The sequence below is a fragment of the Brevundimonas vesicularis genome (assembly GCF_014204545.1).
Taxonomy (GTDB): domain Bacteria; phylum Pseudomonadota; class Alphaproteobacteria; order Caulobacterales; family Caulobacteraceae; genus Brevundimonas; species Brevundimonas vesicularis_B.
The window spans coordinates 73,377-93,161 of sequence record NZ_JACHLJ010000002.1 but is presented as its reverse complement, the minus strand read 5'-3'; the positions used below and the strand labels follow the sequence as shown (position 1 = coordinate 93,161).

Here is a 19,785-nt window from a genome sequence, read left to right as displayed (position 1 = left end):
TCCAACGGACCGCATCGTCATGCCCGCCTTCTTGAAAAACAAATGGCTCTGGATCGGCCTGGTCCTGATCGTCCTGCTGGGCGTGGGCTTCGTCGCCTTCACCAAGGCCGACGCGGCCAAGAAGGCCCAGGTCGAAAAAGAGTCGGCCCAGAAGATCGACAGCCCCTATGCGGCGATCGCCAACGGCAAGGCCGACGTCGAAGGCGGCGTGATCAAGGTCGCCGCCCGTCGCGGCGGCGTCGTCCGCGAAGTCCTGGTCAACGAAGGCGACCGCGTCGTCGCTGGCCAGATTCTGGCCCGTCAGGAAGACGACGAGACGCGTCTGGCAGCCCAAAGCGCCGCCGCCGCCGTCGCCGAGGCGCGCGCCCAACTGGGCATGTCGCGGGTCGAACTGACCACGGCGCGCCGCGAATACGACCGGCTCTCTAAACTGGCGGCCACCAATAACGTCGCCGCCCAGCGACTGGACCAGGCCCGTGACCAGATCGCCCAAGCCGAGGCGCGCATCGGGTCGCAGGACGCCGCCATCCAGACCGCCCAGTCGCGTCTGGCCGAGGCGCGCTACAACCAGGAACTAACCGTCATCCGCGCGCCGATGAACGGCCGCATCGCCCGCCGCTACGCCCAGCCCGGCGCCGGCGCCTCGACCCTGAACGTCACGGCCATGTTCGATCTCGAGCCGGACACCGCCCGTATCGTCCGCGCCGAGATCGTCGAGGCCGATATCCCCAACGTCGCCGTCGGTCAGGAGGTCGAACTGACCCCAGAGGGCGATCCGACGAAGATCACTGTCGGTCGTGTCCTGCGTCGCGCCGCCGTCTTCGGCGCTCGCCAGCTGCAGTCCGAGGACCCGTCGGCCCGCACGGACGAACGTGTGGTCGAGGTCGTGGTCTCCGCCGACAACACTCCGTTCCTGATCGGTCAGCGGGTACTTGTGAAGTTCATGAAGCCGGGTCAGAAGGCCGGCGTCGCCCGACCGGTCCAGGCCGGCGTCGGCCCGGCGGCGGCCATGCGGCCTTCCGGTCAGAAGTAGGCTTTCGATCTAAGGTCGAGGAAAGGGGCGCTGCGGCGCCCCTTTTTTTGTTTCAGCGGCCGGTGAAATCGCCCGGCCGCTTTTCCAGTACGGCGGCGACGCCTTCCTGATGGTCCTCGGTCAGGTGGGCCAGCGCCTGCATCGCCGCCGACATCTCCAGCATCTGGTCGAAGGTGGTGTCGCGGCCCTGACGCAGCAGGGTCTTGGCCATGCGCAGGGCTTGGGGCGGCTGGGCCGCGACCTGGCCGGCGACAGCCAGGGCTTCCTCCATCAGGCTGTCGTGCGCGACCACGCGATTGACCAGCCCCCATTCGGCGGCCGTCGCGGCATCGATGGATCGGGCGGTAAACAGCAGTTCGGCGGCGCGGGCATAGCCGATGTTGCGCGGCAGCAGCCAGGACCCGCCGTCGCCCGGGATGATGCCCAGCTTCAGGAAGGGCACGCCGAAACTGGCGCGATCCGAGGCGATACGGATATCGCCCAGCCCCGCGATATCGCAGCCCAGTCCCATCGCCGGCCCGTTGACGGCGGCGATCAGCGGAACTTCAAGCCCGTACAGCGACCGCACGATCCGGTGGACGACGCGGCGATAGCGTTCGCGGATGGCTGCGCCTGAGCCCTCGAACAGGTCGCGCCTGTCTCGCATCGCCGTCAGATCGCCGCCGGCCGAAAACGCCCGCCCGGCGCCGGTCAGGACCACGCAACGGATCGACGGATCGGCGTTGACCCGCTCGCACGCCGCCGCGACCTCGTCGCCGTCGCCCAGATCGGGCAGGGCGTTCAGCCGCGCCTCGCGATCCAGCGTCCAGATCAGGATCGCGCCCCGCTTCTCTTCGGTGATCAGGCCCATGCTTCGTCTCCGTCTTCACGCCCGTCATCGACCGCGAACGCCGCGTCAGGCAAGTCCGGAATTGAAAAAGCCCCGGCGAGACCGGGGCTTCTTCAGGCTGAGGACCGAGCGGGCCGTCAGCGCTTCTTGATCGTATAGGGTACGAAGTTGGACGGATGGCTGACCACTCGACCCGAGTTTGACGGCATATGCCGACTGTTGACCAGCATCCCACCCCAAAGGGCGAAGGACATCATGGCGTGTTGGAGGTTACGTTCCTTATCGTTCATTTTGGCGTCTCCTTTCGCAGAACGATGAAAAGAGACGCGTCGTACCAATGGGATTCCACCGTCAGTCGTTTCGCGTCATCAGCTGATATAAGACAGTTTCGTGAATTTGCAACTTTATTCGTCAGGAGTCGGAGTGATTTTCGCTAGGGTGTCACAATGAGCGCGGCTAGCCCGAGCCGGCCAGGACCGCCCAAGGCCATCGCTACGCCGTGCGTCATGGTGTGCGCGGTCGATGGCGAGAGCGGCCTTTGCCTCGGCTGTTTTCGCACGCTGAAGGAAATCGCCGGCTGGCGGTCGCTGAGCGACGCCGAGCGCGCGGCGGTCATGGCCGAACTGCCGTCGCGCCGTAGCCGGGTCGATCCGGCCAAACTGGGCTAGCGCGGGTCGCGGCTTAAGCTTTCGTCAGCCACGTCGTTTCACCCCATCAAAACGCCGCGCCTGTAAGACAGTGGCATGGTTCGCATCGATACCCAGTCTGTCGTCGTTCTCGGCTTCGCTCTCATGGCGTCGTTCGGCACGGCCCTGACGATCCGCCATCTGGAAGGCGACGGCATGGCCCAGGCGGCGACGCCTGTCGTCGAGGCGGCGGTGGGCGCCTCCGGCACGGACGCCCAGGTGGTGAAGGGCGCGGACGGCCACTATTGGGCCGAGGCCAATATCGACGGCAAGGCGGTGCGGGTGCTGGTGGACACCGGCGCCAGCGTGGTCGCCCTGACGCGCGCCGACGCCCTGAGACTGGGCGTCGATCCCGAACCCGAAGCCTTCACCGGCAAGGTCCAGACCGCATCGGGCGTCGTGCGCGCCGCGCCGGTTCAGCTGAAGACAATCTCGGTCGCCGGCGCGAGGGTGGACCGGGTCGAGGCCCTGGTGGTCGAGCAGGGGTTGGAATACTCCCTGCTGGGCATGAGCTATCTGGGTCGGCTTTCCGCCTTTTCCGCCACGCCGAGCGGGCTGACGCTGCGTCCCTAGAGCGAAATCGGTTGAGTTGGACGTAGTCCAACTCAGCCCAGATTTCGCTCCAGCATCAATCTGGAGCCTGATTCACGGCATCAGCGGAATCGCGAAGCGATTCCTCCTCGGCCGATCAGGCTCTAGAGGTCGCGCATCTGGCGACGGGCTTCGCTGAAATACTGCCAGCCGGTCCACAGGGTGATGATGGCGGCGAACCAGATCAGGAAGATGGCGAAGGACTCGAACGCCGGCTGCCACGCCAGCGGCGATCCATCGTCGTTCTGCAGGCCCAAGGCGCCCCACAGCAGGGTCAGCTGAAGCGCGGCGAGCGCCACCATCTGCACCGTGGTCTTCCACTTGGCGGCCAGGGTGACCGGCAGTTCGATGCGGCCGGCCATCGTCTCGCGCAGGGCGGAGACGGCGAATTCGCGGAACAGGATCAGGCCGCAGGGCAGGGCGATGCCGGGCAACGATCCCGAGGCCAGGACGCCCAGAATGGCGCCGGTCACCAGCACCTTGTCGGCGATGGGATCGAGAATGGCGCCCCAACGCGTGGTCGCGTTCCAGCGTCGGGCCAGATAGCCGTCGACCCAGTCGGTCGAGGCGGCGATGACGAAGATCCAGAAGGCCCAGACGCTGAACTTCCCTTGCGTTTCCGGCGACAGCCAGGCCTCCAGCGCCCCGGGGGCGGCCCCGGCCATCATGGCGAACATCACCACCCCGGCCGCGAGACGCAGCCCGGTCAGAATGTTGGGAATGGGGTTGGCGCGGTGGGCGGAGGTCATCGTCATGTCCGTTGCAACGCGCCGGGTGTGGCACGGTTCGCCGCTCAATCCAACGGTTCGAACCGGGGCTGGTCGGTCAGGGCCGTAAGCGCGCCCTCGGCGATGCCGAAATGCAGGCCGCTGAGCTGAAGCTCGCCCTTGGCTTCGCGCTCGGCGATCCATGGGAAGGTGCGCAGATTCCGGATCGACAGCCGCACGATGGCCTCTTCGGCTGCGCGCTCCAGCTGCTCGGGGGCGACGGTTTCGGCGACGTGCTGGACGACGGGCGCGCCTTGGGCGATCCAGGGGGCGACAAAGTCGGCGACGATTTCAGGGGCGCCGTTGATCATGGCGTTGACGCCGCCGCAGTGAGCGTGGCCCATGACCACGATCCGCTTGACGCCCAGAACCTTGACGCCGAACTCCAGCGCCGCCGACACGCCGTGCAGCTTGCCGTCCGGCTCATAGGGCGGGACCAGATTGGCGACGTTGCGCACGACGAACAGCTCGCCCGGCTTGGCGTCGAAGATCAGGGCCGGATCGGCGCGGCTGTCGGAACAGGCCACGATCAGGGTGTGCGGCTTCTGGCCCTTGGTCGCCAGGGTTTCGTACTCGGCGCGGGCCGTCGGCCAGTGCTCGGCGCGGAAGCGGCGATAGCCGGCGGTCAGTTCGTCTTCGATGTCGCTCATGGTCGGTGTCTTAGCTCCGGCTCAGCTTTTACGGAAGAAGGCGTGGATGCGGTCGGCGAGGGGTTGGTTGATGCCGTCGACCTTGACCAGATCGGCCAGTGAGGCGCGGCTGACGCCCTTGGCCGAGCCGAAAGCGTGCAGCAGGGCCTTCTTGCGGCCGGGGCCGACGCCTTCGATCTCGTCCAGCGGGTTCTTCTTGATGTCCATCGAGCGGCGCTTGGCGTGGGCGCCGTTGGCGAAGCGGTGGGCCTCGTCGCGCAGCCGTTGCAGATAGTAGAGGGCCGGCGACTTCAGCGGCAGCATGAAGGGGGCCTTGCCGGGCATGAAAAACTTCTCCATGCCGGCGTCGCGATCGGGCCCCTTGGCCACGCCGACGACGGTGATGTCGTCTAGACCGCCGAGGTCGGCCATGACCGCCAGCACCTCGGCCAACTGCCCTGCGCCGCCGTCGATCAGCAGCAGGTCGGGACGGACGACGTCTTCGCCCTTGGCCTCGCCTTCCTCCTCGTCCTTGATCAGGCGCGAGAAGCGGCGGCGCATCACCTCGCGCATCATGCCGTAGTCGTCGCCGGGCGTCAGATCCTCGCCCCGGATGTTGAACTTGCGATACTGCGACTTCTGGAAGCCTTCGGGGCCGGCGACGACCATGCCGCCCACCGCATTCGTCCCTTGAATGTGGGCGTTGTCGTAGATTTCGATCCGCTCGGGCCGGCTTTCCAGACCGAAGGCCTCGCATACCTCGTCCAGGATCTTGCCCTGCGCCGAGCTTTCGGCCAGGCGGCGGCCCAAGGCCTCGCGCGCATTGGTTAGGGCGTGGTCGACCAAGGCCAGTTTCTCGCCGCGCATCGGGCGGACGATCTCGACCTTGCGGTCGGCCTTCATCGAAAAGGCCTCTTCCAGCAGTTCCAGCTCGTGCGGGCGGACGTTGGACAGGATCAGGCGCGGGATCGGCTTGTCCTCGTAGAACTGGCCGAGGAAGGCGGCCAGGATCTCCGGATCCGTGTCGCTCTTGTCCACGCGCGGGAAATAGGCGCGGCCGCCCCAGTTCTGGCCGGCGCGATAGAAGAAGACCTGGACGCAGGCCTGGCCGCCGTCGGAATGCAGGGCGAAGACGTCGCCTTCGGCGACGCTGTCGGCGCTGACGGAATTCTCCATCGCGATGGCCGACAGGGCGCGGATGCGGTCGCGCACGCGGGCGGCCTGTTCGAAGTCCATCTCGTCCGACGCCGCCTGCATCTCCTTCGACAGGCGGCCGATCACGGCGCGGGACTTGCCGCGCAGGAACTGTTCGGCCTCGGTGACCAGTTCGCCGTAGTCCTCGAGGCTGATCAGGCCGGTGCACGGCGCAGAGCAGCGCTTGATCTGGTGGAGCATGCAGGGGCGGGTGCGGGTCTCATAGACGCTGTCGGAACAGGACCGCAGCAGGAAGGCCTTCTGCAGGGTGTTCAGCGTGCGGTTGACCGCCCAGGTCGAGGCGAAGGGGCCGAAATAGTCGCCGGGCGTCGTGTGGGCGCCGCGATGCTTTCTGACCTGGGGCGCGCGGTGGTCGCGGCGGATCATCAGTTCGGCGAAGGACTTGTCGTCGCGCAGCACCACGTTAAAGCGGGGCTTCAGCTTCTTGATGAAGTTGGATTCCAGCAGCAGGGCTTCGGTCTCAGTGGCGGTGACCACCAGCTCCATCGACCGGGTCTGCGACACCATCAGGCCGATGCGCTGGGTGTGAAAACGCCCCTGCGCATACTGGATGATGCGCTTCTTCAGCGACTTGGCCTTGCCGACATACAGGCACGACCCGTCCTCGCCATACATGCGATAGACGCCCGGCTTGTCCGGCGCCCGGCGCGCCTCGTCGGCGATCAGGGCGGCGGCTTTCAGTTGGGAATCAGGCGTCTCCTCGGTCATCGCGCCCGATATAGGGTCAAGAGCGCCGGACCAGAAGGACGCCGGCCAGAACAAGCCCCACCCCGGCGATGCGGCCGATGTTCAGCGGCTGGCGCGGCACGCCCAGCGCCCCGAAATGATCCAGCGCCAGGCTGAGCAGCAGCTGGCCCCCGACCATCAGGGTGATGGTCATGGCCACGCCCAGGCGCGGCACGCCCCAGGCGGCGGCGACCACGAAACAGGCGCCGTAGGCCCCGCCCAGCCAGGCGTACCAGGGCAGCGCCCGCGTCGCGGCCATGTCCGGCCGGGTGTGCAGGATGGCCGCCAAGATCCCCAGCACCGTGGTCCCGACCGCAAAGGAGATGAAGGCGGCGTTGACCGGCGAGGCCACGGCGGTCGCCAGCTTGGCGTTGGTGGGCGCTTGAAGCGCGGTGGCGCCGCCGGCCAGGATGACGACGAGGATGGCGAGCAGGGACGGGTTCATGGCCCTTGGCTAGCATGGCTTTCATGGCTTGCAGAGGGCGGCGTGCGGCGCTGGGCGCGGCGCAGGCGGCGACGCTCGGCCCGGTTAAGGGGCGCGCCGGATCGGCTGAGGGCGTCCGAAGATAAATCACGGTGCAATTCGTGCACTTCACCCGGTCCGGACCCGGCGTCGTCCGTCGAGGGGCGAGGGGCGGGCGCGTCGGTCCCATCAGACGGTTGGGGCGGAAAATCAGAGTGCAATGTGTGCACATCGCCGGTCTGGGCCGCCATCGACGACAGGGTTTCGAAGATCCTGAGCCAGCGCTGGGCCTCGGTCGCCTCGCCGTCCATCAGGGCCAGTTGCAGGCGACGGCGCGCCGTGTCGGCCATGTCGGAAAAGGCGAGGTCCTCGACCGCCTCCAGCTCCAGCGCGGGATCGTACAGGTCGGGATCGTCCTGATCCTCGCGCCGCCACTTGGCCTTGCGCGCGCGGATGCGAAAGGCCGACAGGCCCAGGTCGTAGCGGCGGCAGACGATACGCGCCGGCTCGCCCGCCAGATAGTCGTCGCGGGCCAGGTCCCAGATTTCCTGCGAGCGGACGCGATAGACGGGGGCGACTTGGGTCATGGGCGGACGCTGGCACGCGCCTGCGTCAGATGCGGACGTCTCTCACCAGTCCGGATCGACCGGGGCGCCGTCGAAGAGTTCGGCCAGGCGCGCGCCACAGCCCCGGTTCACATCGTCCGGCAAGGCGTATGGCGAGAACCAGCCGATCTCGGCGATCTCGCCGTGGCTGGTGCGCTCGCCCACATCGAAGGCGTCGATGCGGAAGACGGCGACGTGATCGCCGGGAAAGAACCGCTCGTTGGAGTGGATCGAGATCAGGCGCGGCGCCCCGCGCGCGACCAGACCGGCCTCTTCGCGCAGTTCGCGCACCACGGCGGCCTGGGTCGTCTCGCCCCGATCCACCCCGCCGCCCGGCAGCCACCAGCCCTTGAGATAGGTGTGCCGCACCATCAGCACCCGCCCCTGCGCATCCACCGCCACCGCCCGCACGCCCAACGTCTTGCCCCGCGTCAGCCGCGACCAGGCGAAGAAGAGGGGGCGGGTGAAGGGTTCGACGTGGATGCGCCAGGTCATGGGTGAGCCAACTCTAAGGAAATTTGGCGTGTTTGAGCACTCGCGTATCCATTTAGGGGCGCAAACTGCAGTGGAAACCGATCTGTTATAACGTCGCAATCCGAAGTGTGGCTTATGCGTGGCAATATTGGCACGGAGTGACGCTGTTTTATGACGGCGGTGTAATAATCGTGGCGAATGCGGCGCGTCTGCTTAGGCTCCCTTTCACCACACCCGCCCTGGGTGTGCGCCGGGGCCATCGGCATGGGGATGTCGATCGGTCGTCGGGCTCTTTTCAAGGAGGGGTTCGTTTTGAACAGTCGCAGTATCCGTCAACGCCCTTTGGCCAGCACCGTCGTAGGCGGCGCCTTGCTGGCCGCGATTCCCGTCATGTCGCTGGTCGTTGTGCCGAGCGTGGCGCACGCGCAGTCTCAGACGGGCGCGCTTCGCATTTCCATCCAGGCGGGCGGTCAGCCCGTGGCTGGCGCAACGGTGACCGTTAATTCTTCCGTCAGTTTGGTGACGCGAAGCGGGGTGACGGACTCTGCCGGGTTCGTGCGTCTGTCGGGCCTGGATCCTGCGATCAACTACTCCGTCAATGTCGTCGCGCCGGGCTATGATGCCTTCACCGCCAACAACGTCGCCGTTGTCAGCGGCCAAGAGCGTTCTCTCGGCTATGCCCTGACGGGGGGCGACGTCTCGACCCTGGGCGATATCGTCGTGACCGGCACGTCGCTGGCATCCGTGGACGTCACCTCTGCGACGGTCGGAACGACGTTGACGTTGGGCGTGGTCGAGTCGCTGCCAACGGGACGCAGCTATCAAAGCTATCTGCAGTTGGTGCCCGGCGTGAAGCCGTCAAGCGGCGGCAACCCGTCCTCGCGCTCCGGCATCAACTATTCGGACATCGGTGGTGCGACCGGCACTTCGACCGACAACGTCTATTACTTGGATGGCGTCGACGTGACCGACCCGTCCACCGGGACGTTCGGAACCAACTTCAACTCCGAAATTATTCAGGAGCAACAGGTCATCGTCAGCGGCGTGCCCGCCGAATACGCCGGTGGTTCGGGTCTGATCTCGCGCGTCGTCACCAAATCCGGCGGCAACGAGTTCCATGGTTCGCTGAACTACTACTTCCAGAATGATGGATTGGTGGCCAAGGACGAGCACACCACTTCGGGCGGCTTCTCGACCTATGACACCGCCGCGACCCTGGGCGGGCCGATCATCCGCGATCGTCTGTGGTTCTATGGTTCGTACCAGAAGAAACACCGTGAAGACGAGGTTCTGGACGTCAACAGCGGCAACGTGCTGCGCACCGTCACCAATGACGGCGAATACACCTTCGGCAAGCTGACCTGGCAGATCACGGACGATGATCGTCTGACGGCCAGCTACTTCGAGGATCCGACCAGCATCAGCGGTTCCAACTCTTCGGCGACCCTGAATAATCGCGATGTGGCGCAAGAACAGGGCGGTAAGAATTACAAGGTCGAGTACGGCCGGACCTGGGGCGATCTGCAACTGGGCGCCTATTGGTTCCGTCACGAAGGCGAGGTCACGACGAGCGCGGCGGATCAGTCGGTGCGTGATACCGTCACTTTCAGGAACTCGGCCGGCTCAACCCTGGCCCAGCGTCAGTTGGGTGGCGCGGGTTCGAACCTGGAAACCCATCGCGATCGCGACGAGTTCGGCCTGAACTTCGAATACTATCTCGACACGGCGTTCGGCAGCCATACCTTCAAGGGCGGCTATATCAGCACCGAGAACGTGTATGAGGAAAACGGGACTGTCCCGGGCGGCGTGACCTATCAGTCGCTGGCCCCGATCTATTCCGGCACCACCTACCTCGATTACACGACGGCCAGCGGCGCGAACGCTTGGACTGGCCGTGCGATCGTGCAGGCCGACAATGCGCGGGTTCTGGCCGCAATCCAGGGCAACGCCACGGCGCGTGCGGCGGTCGACACCAACCTGGACGGCACCGTCTCCCAGGCTGAGTTGAACGCCTATCGCTTCAACAACACGGCCGGCGCACCCTACGGCAACGTCAACGTCTATCGGGCCCTGCGCACCATCAGCGCGCCTTACGAGGTCAAGAGCGAAGGCCAGAGCCTGTATCTGCAGGACACCTGGACCCTTAACCAACTGACCGTCAACGCCGGCGTTCGGGCCGAGAAGTGGGAGCATTTCGCCTCTGACGGCTCCAAGACGGCGACCTTCGATTGGGAATATGCGCCACGTCTAAGCGTCGTCTATGACGTGCTCGGAGACGGTCGTTCGAAGGTGTTCGGTTTCGCGGGCCGCTATTACGACCCCATCCGCAACAACATGTCCGATTTCGCGGGCGCCCTGACCGGTCCGGTCGATGAAGAGCAGATCAACATCAACGGCACCTGGGTCACCTTCCGGACACGCGGCGGCGCGACCACGCCGGACGCCTTGTTCTCGCCGGCGACCAAGACGCCTTATACCGATGAGTTCATGCTGGGCGCATCGACGACCTTCGGCTCCAGCGTCGGCCTGACTGCGACGGTGACACGTCGCGAGACGCGTGACATCCTGGAAGACTTCGATCTGACGCTGTACTCTGACCCGACGCTGACGGCCGCCACGGCGCCCTTCGGTTACGCCTATCCGGGATCGTTCTACTATCTGCCGTATTCGTACTTCGGCTATACGTCCAAGCCGAACTCGAACTATGTCATCGGCACTCTGCCGGGTGGAGAGCGCAACTACACCGGCTTCGAAGTCACGGTCACCAAGTTCAAGACCGACAACTGGCAAGGGCAGGCGTCCTATACGTACAACAAGGCCGAAGGGAACTCGAACTCCGACTCCAACGCCGACTTCCAGGGCGACTGGATCGCACTCGACCCCCGCGCGCCCAATATGTACGGACCGCAACCCGGCAACATCGAACACCAGTTCAAGGCGTATGCCTCGTACGACTTCAACTTCGGTCTGCAGGTGTCGGGCGTCTTCAACTGGAACAGCGGCGCGCTCTACACGCCGGCGCAGTTGATCAGCGGTCGCTATCTGCCGCTGATGGACAACGGTTCGACGTCGGGCGGTGTGCAGGACACCTTCGTTCTGCCGAACAACGTCGGCTCGGCGACGGGTCCGTCGTATTACACCTTCGACATGCGCTTCCGCTATCAGCGGCCGCTGCCGATCGGAAACGCCGAACTGTTCCTGGACATCTTCAATATCCTGGACAACCAGGCCGCCACCGCCGAGCAGAAGCTGGTCGCGGGCAGCGGTCAGTACGCTTTCGGTGAAGCCAATGCGTGGGTTCAACCGCGTCGTGCCTATCTGGGTGTTCGCTACACGTTCTGATGAAGATCGGGCAGGGCGTCGCGGCTTGCTGTTGACGCCCGGCCTGACGTCAAAGCTCATCTGCGGCGGCCGGAAGCGTTCCGGCCGCCTTTTCTTTTGCGTCGCGCGTTGCCACGAAGATCGCGTCTGCCCGTCGTTCGGCTTGAACCCCGCCCCATCCCGCTCTAAGCCAAGACGGACAACAGGAGCATTCCATGCTGGCTCTCGGCATCATCTTCGGCTTCATCGCCGTTCTGGCGGCGTTCAACGTGTTCGAGTTCGGTCGGGTTGACTGAGGCGGCTGCTCGCTCTGAGCGGGGCGTCGCCCTGGTCACGGGCGGGGCGCGGCGGATCGGGCGGGCCATCTGTCTGAAGCTGGCCCAGGCCGGGTTCGACGTGGCGATCCATCATCATGCGTCGGGCGAGGACGCCCGGACTCTGGCCGACGAGATCGCGGGCCTGGGGCGGCGCGTGTGCCTGTTGCAGGCGGACCTGACGGACGAGGCAAAGGTGCGGGCGCTGGTGCCGGCGGCGTCGGAGGCGCTGGGGCCGGTCAGCGTGCTGGTCAACAACGCCTCGGTGTTTGAGGACGACCGGGTCGGCGGGCTGACGCGCGACAGCTGGGACCTGCATCTCGACACCAATCTGAGGGCGCCCCTCGTGCTGGCCGAGGCGTTCGCGGCGCAAGCCGTCGAGGGGGCCATCGTCAACCTGCTGGACCAGAAGGTGCTGAAGCCGGATCCGCGCTTCTTCTCCTACAGCCTGTCGCGCAACGGCCTGTGGTGGGCGACGCAGACCCTGGCTCAGGCGCTGGCGCCGGGCATCCGGGTCAATGGGGTGGGGCCGGGGCCGACCCTGCCGTCCATCCATCAGACGGCCGAGGAGTTCGCCGCCGAGGCGCGCGCCACACTGCTGGAAACGCCGGGCAGCCCCGAGGCGGTGGCGCAGGCCGTGCTGTGGCTGATTGACGCCCGCATGGTGACGGGCCAGATGATCGCCGTCGACGGGGGCCAGCACCTGGCCTGGCGCACCCCCGACATCCAGGAGTAGCGCGTGGTTTCCTCCTCTCACGTGACGCCGTTTCCGGCGGATGAGCCGCTGCGTTTCGAGCGGCTGAGCGTGTTCGTGCGCGGGCTGGAGGTCGAGGCCGGGATCGGGGTCTATGACCACGAGCAGGGGCGGCTGCAGCGGCTGGTCATCGATGTGACGCTGGAACTGGAGCCCCGGCCCATCGAGCGGCTGGGCGACACCATCAACTATGAGACCGTGGCCAATGCGGCGCGCGCCATCGCGGCCGAGGGGCATGTGGGGCTGGTCGAGACCTTCGCCGAACGGCTGGCGCGGGCGTGCCTGGAGGACGGCCGGGTGCAGCGGGCCACGGTGCGGATCGAAAAGCCGGGGGCCCTGGCGGCGGTGGCGGCGCCGGGCTGCGAGATCGTGCTGGGGCGGTAAGGGCGGTTGCTTCGCGCCGCGCCGACCGCCATTGTCGTCGGCAGATTCCAGCCGGGCGTCCGGCGTGACAGAAGCGTTGTTCATGGCCGAACCCGGCGATCCGAAAGACCCAGCAGCGCCCCGCGATCACGACCACGATCATGACGCCGAGGTCGGCTTCGTCTCGCCCGCGTCGCTGGCGGGCCGTGCGCGCGACCGCCAGCCGGGGCCCTTTCCTTCAGACGAGCCCGAACCGGATTTGTTCGACCCGCCCGAGTTGGCGCCGGGGCCCTTCGATCGGTCCGGGCCTGTGACCCGGCCGACGGCGCCGTTCCCGCCCCGGTCCGAGGCGAAGCCTGCCGAGGCCGAGCCGGCGCCGGCCGTGCGCGCGGTGCGTCAGCGTCTGACGGCCGAGACCGCGCCGCGCCGCGAAGGACCCGTCGTGCCGATGCGGCTGTATGCCGTCTATGTGCTGATCCTGCTGGCCGTGCCGACGCTGGGCGTGTCGTGCCTGGTGGCCCTGCTGGCGGTGATGCGGCGCGACGGGGCGATGGACCCGCTTGAGCACAGCCATGCCGTCTATCAACAGCGCACCATCGTGGGCGCGGTCGGGGCGGCGGTCGTCGGGGCCCTTCTGATCGTGGTCAACATCGGCGTGTTGGTGCTGTTCGCCCTGGCGATCTGGGTCCTGGCGCGCGGCGTGTTCGGGGTGCTGAAACTGAAGAGCGGACAGGCCGTTCCTCACCCCCGCAGCCTGTTGTTCTGAAGGACCGACGATGACGAACGAACCCAATTTCATCGCCGGGCAGCCGTCCGAGGGCAAGGTCGGGGCGCTGATCGCCTGGGCCCTGTTCATCCTGTCGATCCCCAGCGCCAATGTGCTGGTGCTGATCGGGCTGGTGGTGTCCTATGTGACGCGCGGGACGGCGACTGGCGTGGCGCGCCAGCATATCGAGGCGCAGATCCGACTGTTCTGGTCGGTCTTCTGGTGGACCATCGCGGCCTGGGTCGGGATCTTGATCAGCGCCCTGGCGTCGGTGGTGCTGATCGGCATTCCGTTCCTGCTGCTGTTCCTGCTGGTCTGGTTCCTGCTCAGCGTCTGGTTCACGATCAAGAGCGTGATCGGCCTGCTGAACCTACTGAACGACAAGCCCATTTGACGCTGACGGAACGTCCCGGCGGCCTTGGCGGTTGATCCGTCAAAGGAGAACCCGATGGGACAGTTCAAGGACATCGAAGGCGACAACCGGTTCGAACAGGCGTTCGACGACGACAAGGGCGCGGGCCTGGTCTGGGCCGACTATGCGGTGAAGGGCGATGCCCGGATCATCCTGCATGTCGAGGCCGAGCCGTCGTTGCGGGGGTCAGGCGCGGCGGGGCGGTTCATGCAGTCGCTGGCCGATCATGCGCGCCAGACGGGGCTGAAGCTGTTTCCCCGTTGCAGCTACGCCGTCGCCTGGCACAAGCGGCATCCCGACTACGACGACGTTTTGGCCTAGGCGATGCCGCCGCCCTGCGATCGCAGGGCGGCGGTTTGGGTTCAGCCGCCGGCGTAGCCGCCGATGATCGGCAGGATCTCGCCAGTGATGAAGCTGGACATCTGGGGCGAGGCCAGGAAGACGTAGGCGGGCGCGATTTCCTCGGGTTGGGCCGGGCGTTTCATCACCGTGTCGGCGCCGAACTTCGAGGTCGCCTCGGCATCCTTGTCGGCGGGGTTGAGCGGGGTCCAGACCGGGCCGGGCGCGACGACGTTCACGCGGATGCCGCGCGGCGCCAGATGCGTCCCCAGCGAACGCGCATAGGCGTGGATGCCGCCCTTGGTCAGGGAATAGTCGAGCAGATCCTTATTGCCCATCAGACCGGTGACCGAGCCGGTCATGACGATGGCGCCGCCGGCCTTCATGTGCGGCACCGCCGCCTTGGTCATGTTGAAATAGCCGTAGAGGTTGGTCTTCAGCGTGCGGTCGAAATGGTCATAGGTCAGGTCCTCGAAGGCGGGCACGTGTTCCTGGAAGGCGGCATTGGGGACCAGGACGTCGAGGCGGCCGAAGGCGTCGAGCGTGGCCTTGACCGCCATCTCGGCGAAGGCGGGATCGGAGACGTCCCCTTTCAGCACGACGGCGCGGCGACCCTCGGCCTCGACTGCGGCCTTGGTGGTTTCGGCGTCGGCGTCCTCGTCCAGATGGCAGATGACGACGTCGCAGCCCTCGCGCGCGAACAGGACGGCGACTGAACGGCCGATGCCGGAATCGGCGCCGGTGATCAGGGCGGCGAACCCGTCCAGCTTGCCCGACCCCTTCCAGAAGGGCGCATCATAGAGGGGCGCGGGATCCAGCGCGGCCTCGTCGCCCGGCTTGGTCTGGTGCTGTTTGGGGAAGGGCGGTTCGGGGTACGGGCGGGCGCCGGCCTGCATCGCCCCGGACGGTTTGTCATCGCCGGACGTCTTGTCCTTGGCGTCGATGTCGCGCTGGATGGCGCGTTCCTGATCGGCGATGTCTTCGGCGCGCGCGTGGGTCCGGTCGTCCATTGATGTCGTCTCCTGAAGATGGGGTCTTCAGGAAAGCGGATGGGCGGGCGGGTCGTTCCGACGGCCCAGCTTCGGTTGTCAGCCGACGCGGTGGACGATGGTCTTGATGGTCTCGGCCTTGGTCGGCAGATCGGCGGCGAGACGCGAGGCGATCTCGCGGGCGCCGACCGGATAGGCGTCGCCGCCGTCCGCAATGGCCTTGGCCTTGGCGGCAGCTTCCAGCAACAGCTTTTCCAGACCTTCGATCTCTTCCAGCGCCAAGGCGTGGGCTTCGAGCTGAAGGCGTTTGACGCGGTCGGCGGTGGTTTCAGGCGCTTTCATCAGGTCGTAGATCTCGGCCTCGGCCGCGACGAGCCGCAGGTCAGGCTTGGCGTCGGAACCGGTGGATTTGGCCATGGAATCACGTCTCCCGCAAACGACAGGAGCCTAGGGTGAGGCCGATCGAGATTGACGTCGAGCGTTGCTGTAACGGTTGTGGCGACACTGTGGCCGCCACGCATCGGTCGATTACCGCTCTGGCGCGCGGGCCGGGACCATCGCAGGCGCAGCGACGGGGGCCAGGACGCCGCCGGCGACCGCACGCAGCGGCGAACGCGGCGTATGCAGGACGGCCGGCGAGACGCTGACGCCGTCCTGAACCGGGGTGACCAGATAGCCCTTGGCAGCCAGCTTGTCGCCCGAGCGGACGCGCGAGGTCCAGACGGTGATCGGGGCGGCCAGCAGCAGCGGCAGGACGATCGGGGCGAACCAGGTGGCCAGGTCGGGACGGACCGCCAGCGGGATCAGGAAGCCGACGCCGGCGATCATCTGCCAGCGCATGGCGCGGAAAGCATCGGACCAGGCCAGGCCGTCGGCCTCGCGCTGCTGGGTCGACCAGCCGGTGTCGTGGCCCGAGACGATCTGGATGAAGGCCTTGGTGTTGGCGACCATCAGGATGGGGGCCAGGATGGCCGACAGGGCGATCTCGGCCGCCATGCCCTTGGCGATGGCGCGACGGCCGCCGAAGGCGCGCAACTCGGCCGGACGGCTGAGGACCAGGGCGGCGCCCATGAACTTGGGCCCGATCAGCAGCACGCCGGACAGGAATGAGGCCAGCATGAAGGGCGTGAACTGGGGGTTCAGAATGTAGAAGAAGCTGGTCCAGTCGACCGGATAGAACATCTGGATGAACAGGCCGACCATCAGCGACGCCAGCCACAGGGGCGACGACAGATAGGCCATGCAGCCCATCAGCAGCTGTAGGCGGCTCATCGGCGACAGTCCCTTGGCCGTGATCAGGCCTAGGTGCTGGAGGTTGCCCTGGAACCAGCGGTGGTCGCGGCGGATGAAGTCGGTGATCGACGGCGGGGTCTCTTCCCACGATCCGTCCAGCGAGGCGGTGACGTGGACGGCCCAGCCGGCGCGGCGCATCAGGGCGGCCTCGACGACGTCATGGCTCATGATGTGACCGCCGAAAGGCTTCCTGCCCTTCAGGTGCGGCAGGCCACAGCAGGCGGCGAAGGCGCGCGTGCGGATGATGGCGTTGTGGCCCCAGTAGCTGGATTCCGAACCGGTCCAATAGGCCAGGCCGGCAGCGGCGACGCGGCCATACAGGCGCACCGAATACTGCGAGACGCGCGCGAAGATGGTGCGGGCCTTGATGATGACCGGAGCGGTCTGGATCAGGCCGACGCCGGGATTGCGCTCCATGGCGTCGACCATGCGCAGCAGGGTCTCGCCGGCCATGGTGCTGTCGGCGTCCAGGACGATCATGTTCTCATAGGCGCCGCCGAAACGACGGACCCATTCGGCCAGGTTGCCGGCCTTGCGCTCAGCATTGTCGGTGCGGCGGCGATAGAAGGCCTTGGAGTTGGCGGCCATGCGGAACGACTGGAAGACCGAACGCTCGGCGGCGGCGGCGTCTTCCTTGGTCGAGTCGCTCAGCACGAAGATGTCGAAGGCCGACGAGGCGCCCAGACGCGCCAGGCAGGAATCGATCTGGGACAGGCGCGCGAAGGACGAGCGGGCGTCCTCGTTGTACAGCGGCATCAGCAGGGCGGTGCGGGTGCGCGGCATCGGCGGATGCGGCGAGAAGGCGAGGTCCGCCTGATCCTTGCCGCGCAGCATGACGAACAGACCCATCAGGCCGCTGACGAACCAGCAGGAGATGGCGGTGATCAAGACCATGAACAGGCCGAAGGCCAGGATCTCGGTGCCGTCCCAACCCTTGCGGGCATAGAGGTAGAAGGGCGTGATGGCCGACAGACCGGTCAGGACGATGGTGCCGGCCAGCAGGGCCAGGCGGCGCGTCGCGACCGTGCGCGGCGAGGTCGCGGGCGTCACGTCGGCGACGGCGTCGGGTGCGGACAGGGACTGAACCGGCATGGCCAGCGGCGCCTCGTCGGGCAGCCACGACCAGCTCGGCGTTTGCGCGCCGTGGATCGTCGTCTCGATATCAGCCTGTTCGACAGGCCGGATCGCCAGCTTGTTCATGCCGCTCTGGATGCCCCCGAGTGAACCGGATGTCGTCCCGAGGGCTGGGGACGACGCGGAGTGCTGCACTGCAACACGACCTGCATAATCGATCACATTCGCGCGATTTTCAATCACGCAATGTTGATGAAACCAAAAAATGTGGGGGTGAAGTCAGGCCGGAACGTTGAACGGGGCGGAAGCCGGGCGGCCGTGCGGCGACTCCGTGGCCACCGACAGCAGTTTACGATCCAGGACCCAGGCCGCAACCCCTACCCAGCAGACCAGGACGATAGCGTAGAGACGCTCCCACCAGCCGACGTTGGCGTCGTTGACCGTGCCGGGGAAGACGAGGTGCTTGGTCAGAACCGTCAGGATCGCCATGACGACGAAGGTGACGACAAGGAAAAGCTTCAGGCGCGGCAGGTCGCGGCGTTTGGCCAGCCCCCACAGCAGCAGCATCGGCGCCAACTGGATGCCCAAGGCCAGGTTGATGACCATGTGGCGTGGATCGGGCCAGGGCCACAGGGTCGAGGCCGACATGCCGCCGCCGGCCAGGATGAAGACGATAGCGATGACCCAAGCCGCGACCCGCGCGCCGGTCAGGGCGTAGATGGCCAGACCGAAGCCGATCCCCGCCAGCCCAGCCATGACGCCGGCGACGAAGACCCCGCCGTTGAAGATGATCGGCGCCTTGGCCGTCGCCCCGCCCAGTTCGCTGAGATACTGGGTGGCATTGTTGAAGCCGGGGTAAGCCAGGATGGCCACGGCGACGACTGTCAGGGCCAGAAGCGGGGCTGCGACGCCGACGCCCAGCAGGCGACGACGGCGGTGATAGCGAAGCTGCGGCTTCAGCAGGGCCCGAAGGTCCAGCGGCCAGGGTCGGCCGTCCAGCGGCTTCAGCCCCCACAGCGGGCGAATAGCCGGGATGCGCCGGACGACCTCATAGATCGCCAGGCTGCCGACGAAGGTGACGGCGATCAGGGACAGCAGTTCGACCGGCGCGGGAAGGTTCGCCGGGCGGATGATCCAGACGGCCGCGACCAGCACCGTCTGGTGCGCCAGATAGAGGGGGAAGGTGGCCTGGGTCAGATAGTTGAGCGCAGGGCCGCCTCGGTCACGCAGATGGCGATAGCCGAAGCCCAGGATGGCGACGATCACCGCCCATTGGTCGATGCCGTAAACGGCGGCCTTGGGCACGCCCCAGAAGGCCCGTGCGCCGGGATGCCAGACCTGGACCATCATGATCGGCAGGGCGACGGCCGCCAGGGCCAAGGCGATCCAGCGATAGCGCTCCATCGTGCGCCACAGGCTCTCGCGGCCGACGATGCTGAAGCCGAACAGGAAGGCGACCAGCGACAGGGCGTGATTGTACCAGTCGTTTTGCAGGGTGTTGGTCAGGCCGAACCAAGGGAAGATCAGCAGCCGAATGGCGAACAGATAGAGGATCGGCAGGATAAGAAGGCGCGGGCCTGTCAGCGCCTTTTCCAACCCATTGCCCAGTCGGTCGATCAGGCCGGGCTGACGCCACAGGACGACGGCGACCAGGCTGTAGACGGCGATATAGACGATGAACCACAGATGGTTGACCGGCACGCCGTCGGCGAGGCCGCTCCAGCCGAACTCATGACCCAGCCAGGCGACGAAGCCGGCGACGCCGCCGGGCCAGCCGCCCTTGTCCATCGACTCGATCCAGGACTGGATCGGCACCAGAACCAGGGCGCCGAAGATCAGGGGCGGAACCAGCCGCTCGAACCGGGCGTGGGCGACCTCGCGCGGGGTGCGCCGGAAGGTCATGAATCGCAGGGCGGCGCCGGACACCAGAAAAAGCAGGGTCAGCCGCCAGGGATTGGTGACCAGGATCGCCTCGCGCATCCACTCGAAGGTGTGGGCGCTGTGGATGTGCCAGTCATAGACCCCGTAAACCAGGCCGACATGATACAGGATCAGCAGGCCGAAGGCGCCGACCCGGATCCAGTCGAGATCATAACGGCGCTGGGTCGGGGAAGCGGATGGGTTCACGGCCGCGTCTATGAT

21 protein-coding genes are annotated in these 19,785 nt (G+C 66.5%); 9 read left to right on the top strand and 12 right to left on the bottom strand.

Translation table 11 applies throughout. The features are described from left to right. The first annotated feature begins 19 nt into the window (after window positions 1-19). The gene (locus tag HNP47_RS08565; RefSeq protein WP_184279218.1) at window positions 20-1,033 is read left to right on the top strand and encodes an HlyD family secretion protein; all 1,014 of its coding nucleotides are present in this window, start codon (window positions 20-22) and stop codon (window positions 1,031-1,033) included. Window positions 1,034-1,085: 52 nt separating this feature from the next. Here the strand turns inward: HNP47_RS08565 and HNP47_RS08560 are convergent, their stop codons facing one another. Both HNP47_RS08560 and HNP47_RS08555 read right to left on the bottom strand, forming a co-directional pair. After that, a complete protein-coding gene (locus HNP47_RS08560) occupies window positions 1,086-1,883 on the bottom strand; it encodes a crotonase/enoyl-CoA hydratase family protein (protein WP_184279217.1) in 798 nt (265 codons plus the stop codon). Window positions 1,884-1,999: 116 nt separating this feature from the next. Next, a complete protein-coding gene (locus HNP47_RS08555; RefSeq protein WP_017505113.1) occupies window positions 2,000-2,152 on the bottom strand; it encodes a hypothetical protein in 153 nt (50 codons plus the stop codon). A gap of 156 nt (window positions 2,153-2,308) precedes the next feature. On the opposite strand from HNP47_RS08555, the gene HNP47_RS08550 reads away from it, so the two are divergent. Next, window positions 2,309-2,530, top strand: coding sequence for a DUF1289 domain-containing protein (locus HNP47_RS08550; protein WP_184279216.1), 222 nt, complete (start codon window positions 2,309-2,311; stop codon window positions 2,528-2,530). 75 nt (window positions 2,531-2,605) lie between these two features. After that, window positions 2,606-3,121 (top strand): TIGR02281 family clan AA aspartic protease, encoded by a 516-nt coding sequence (locus tag HNP47_RS08545; protein ID WP_184279215.1) that lies wholly within the window; start codon window positions 2,606-2,608, stop codon window positions 3,119-3,121. A gap of 122 nt (window positions 3,122-3,243) precedes the next feature. On the opposite strand, the gene pgsA is transcribed toward HNP47_RS08545, so the two are convergent. Genes pgsA through HNP47_RS08515 form a run of 6 tightly spaced genes read right to left on the bottom strand, consistent with a single transcriptional unit; the run spans window position 3,244 to window position 8,039 of the window. Further along, window positions 3,244-3,888 (bottom strand): CDP-diacylglycerol--glycerol-3-phosphate 3-phosphatidyltransferase, encoded by a 645-nt coding sequence (pgsA, locus tag HNP47_RS08540; RefSeq protein WP_371275650.1) that lies wholly within the window; start codon window positions 3,886-3,888, stop codon window positions 3,244-3,246. A 44-nt stretch (window positions 3,889-3,932) separates the two neighbouring features. Continuing rightward, the gene (locus tag HNP47_RS08535) at window positions 3,933-4,556 is read right to left on the bottom strand and encodes a carbonic anhydrase (RefSeq protein ID WP_184279214.1); all 624 of its coding nucleotides are present in this window, start codon (window positions 4,554-4,556) and stop codon (window positions 3,933-3,935) included. A gap of 21 nt (window positions 4,557-4,577) precedes the next feature. Continuing rightward, a complete protein-coding gene (gene uvrC / locus HNP47_RS08530; RefSeq protein ID WP_184279213.1) occupies window positions 4,578-6,458 on the bottom strand; it encodes an excinuclease ABC subunit UvrC in 1,881 nt (626 codons plus the stop codon). Window positions 6,459-6,474: 16 nt separating this feature from the next. After that, entirely contained in the window at window positions 6,475-6,921 is a 447-nt protein-coding gene (locus HNP47_RS08525; protein ID WP_017505105.1) for a DMT family transporter, read from the bottom strand. Then, window positions 6,918-7,526 (bottom strand): hypothetical protein, encoded by a 609-nt coding sequence (locus HNP47_RS08520; RefSeq protein WP_184279212.1) that lies wholly within the window; start codon window positions 7,524-7,526, stop codon window positions 6,918-6,920. The genes HNP47_RS08525 and HNP47_RS08520 overlap by 4 nt, the downstream gene beginning before the upstream one ends. Window positions 7,527-7,568: 42 nt before the next feature. Further along, window positions 7,569-8,039 carry an NUDIX domain-containing protein gene (locus HNP47_RS08515; RefSeq protein ID WP_184279211.1) on the bottom strand — a complete coding sequence of 157 codons (471 nt, stop codon included), beginning with the start codon at window positions 8,037-8,039 and terminating at the stop codon, window positions 7,569-7,571. A 243-nt stretch (window positions 8,040-8,282) separates the two neighbouring features. Here HNP47_RS08515 and HNP47_RS08510 point away from each other — a divergent pair, with 243 nt between their 5' ends. The 6 genes from HNP47_RS08510 to HNP47_RS08485 all read left to right on the top strand — a co-directional run bounded on the left by HNP47_RS08510 (window position 8,283) and on the right by HNP47_RS08485 (window position 14,269). Then, window positions 8,283-11,360: a TonB-dependent receptor gene (locus HNP47_RS08510; protein WP_311770060.1), complete on the top strand. Its 3,078-nt coding sequence runs from the start codon at window positions 8,283-8,285 to the stop codon at window positions 11,358-11,360. Window positions 11,361-11,627: 267 nt separating this feature from the next. After that, entirely contained in the window at window positions 11,628-12,389 is a 762-nt protein-coding gene (locus tag HNP47_RS08505) for an SDR family oxidoreductase (protein WP_184279210.1), read from the top strand. Window positions 12,390-12,392: 3 nt separating this feature from the next. After that, window positions 12,393-12,791, top strand: coding sequence for a dihydroneopterin aldolase (folB, locus tag HNP47_RS08500; RefSeq protein WP_184279209.1), 399 nt, complete (start codon window positions 12,393-12,395; stop codon window positions 12,789-12,791). 82 nt (window positions 12,792-12,873) lie between these two features. Next, window positions 12,874-13,536: a hypothetical protein gene (locus HNP47_RS08495; protein WP_221415057.1), complete on the top strand. Its 663-nt coding sequence runs from the start codon at window positions 12,874-12,876 to the stop codon at window positions 13,534-13,536. Window positions 13,537-13,546: 10 nt separating this feature from the next. Continuing rightward, window positions 13,547-13,930: a hypothetical protein gene (locus HNP47_RS08490; protein ID WP_184279208.1), complete on the top strand. Its 384-nt coding sequence runs from the start codon at window positions 13,547-13,549 to the stop codon at window positions 13,928-13,930. 54 nt (window positions 13,931-13,984) lie between these two features. Then, a complete protein-coding gene (locus HNP47_RS08485) occupies window positions 13,985-14,269 on the top strand; it encodes a GNAT family N-acetyltransferase (protein WP_184279207.1) in 285 nt (94 codons plus the stop codon). Window positions 14,270-14,310: 41 nt separating this feature from the next. Here HNP47_RS08485 and HNP47_RS08480 read toward each other — a convergent pair whose 3' ends face one another. The 4 genes from HNP47_RS08480 to HNP47_RS08465 all read right to left on the bottom strand — a co-directional run bounded on the left by HNP47_RS08480 (window position 14,311) and on the right by HNP47_RS08465 (window position 19,770). Continuing rightward, complete coding sequence (locus HNP47_RS08480) at window positions 14,311-15,297, bottom strand: SDR family oxidoreductase (RefSeq protein WP_184279206.1); 987 nt, start codon at window positions 15,295-15,297, stop codon at window positions 14,311-14,313. Between the two features lie 78 nt (window positions 15,298-15,375). Continuing rightward, window positions 15,376-15,693: a hypothetical protein gene (locus HNP47_RS08475; RefSeq protein WP_039248149.1), complete on the bottom strand. Its 318-nt coding sequence runs from the start codon at window positions 15,691-15,693 to the stop codon at window positions 15,376-15,378. 111 nt (window positions 15,694-15,804) lie between these two features. Further along, a complete protein-coding gene (mdoH, locus tag HNP47_RS08470; RefSeq protein ID WP_184279205.1) occupies window positions 15,805-17,769 on the bottom strand; it encodes a glucans biosynthesis glucosyltransferase MdoH in 1,965 nt (654 codons plus the stop codon). 153 nt (window positions 17,770-17,922) lie between these two features. Next, entirely contained in the window at window positions 17,923-19,770 is a 1,848-nt protein-coding gene (locus tag HNP47_RS08465) for an acyltransferase family protein (RefSeq protein ID WP_311770059.1), read from the bottom strand. Between the last annotated feature and the right edge of the window lie 15 nt (window positions 19,771-19,785).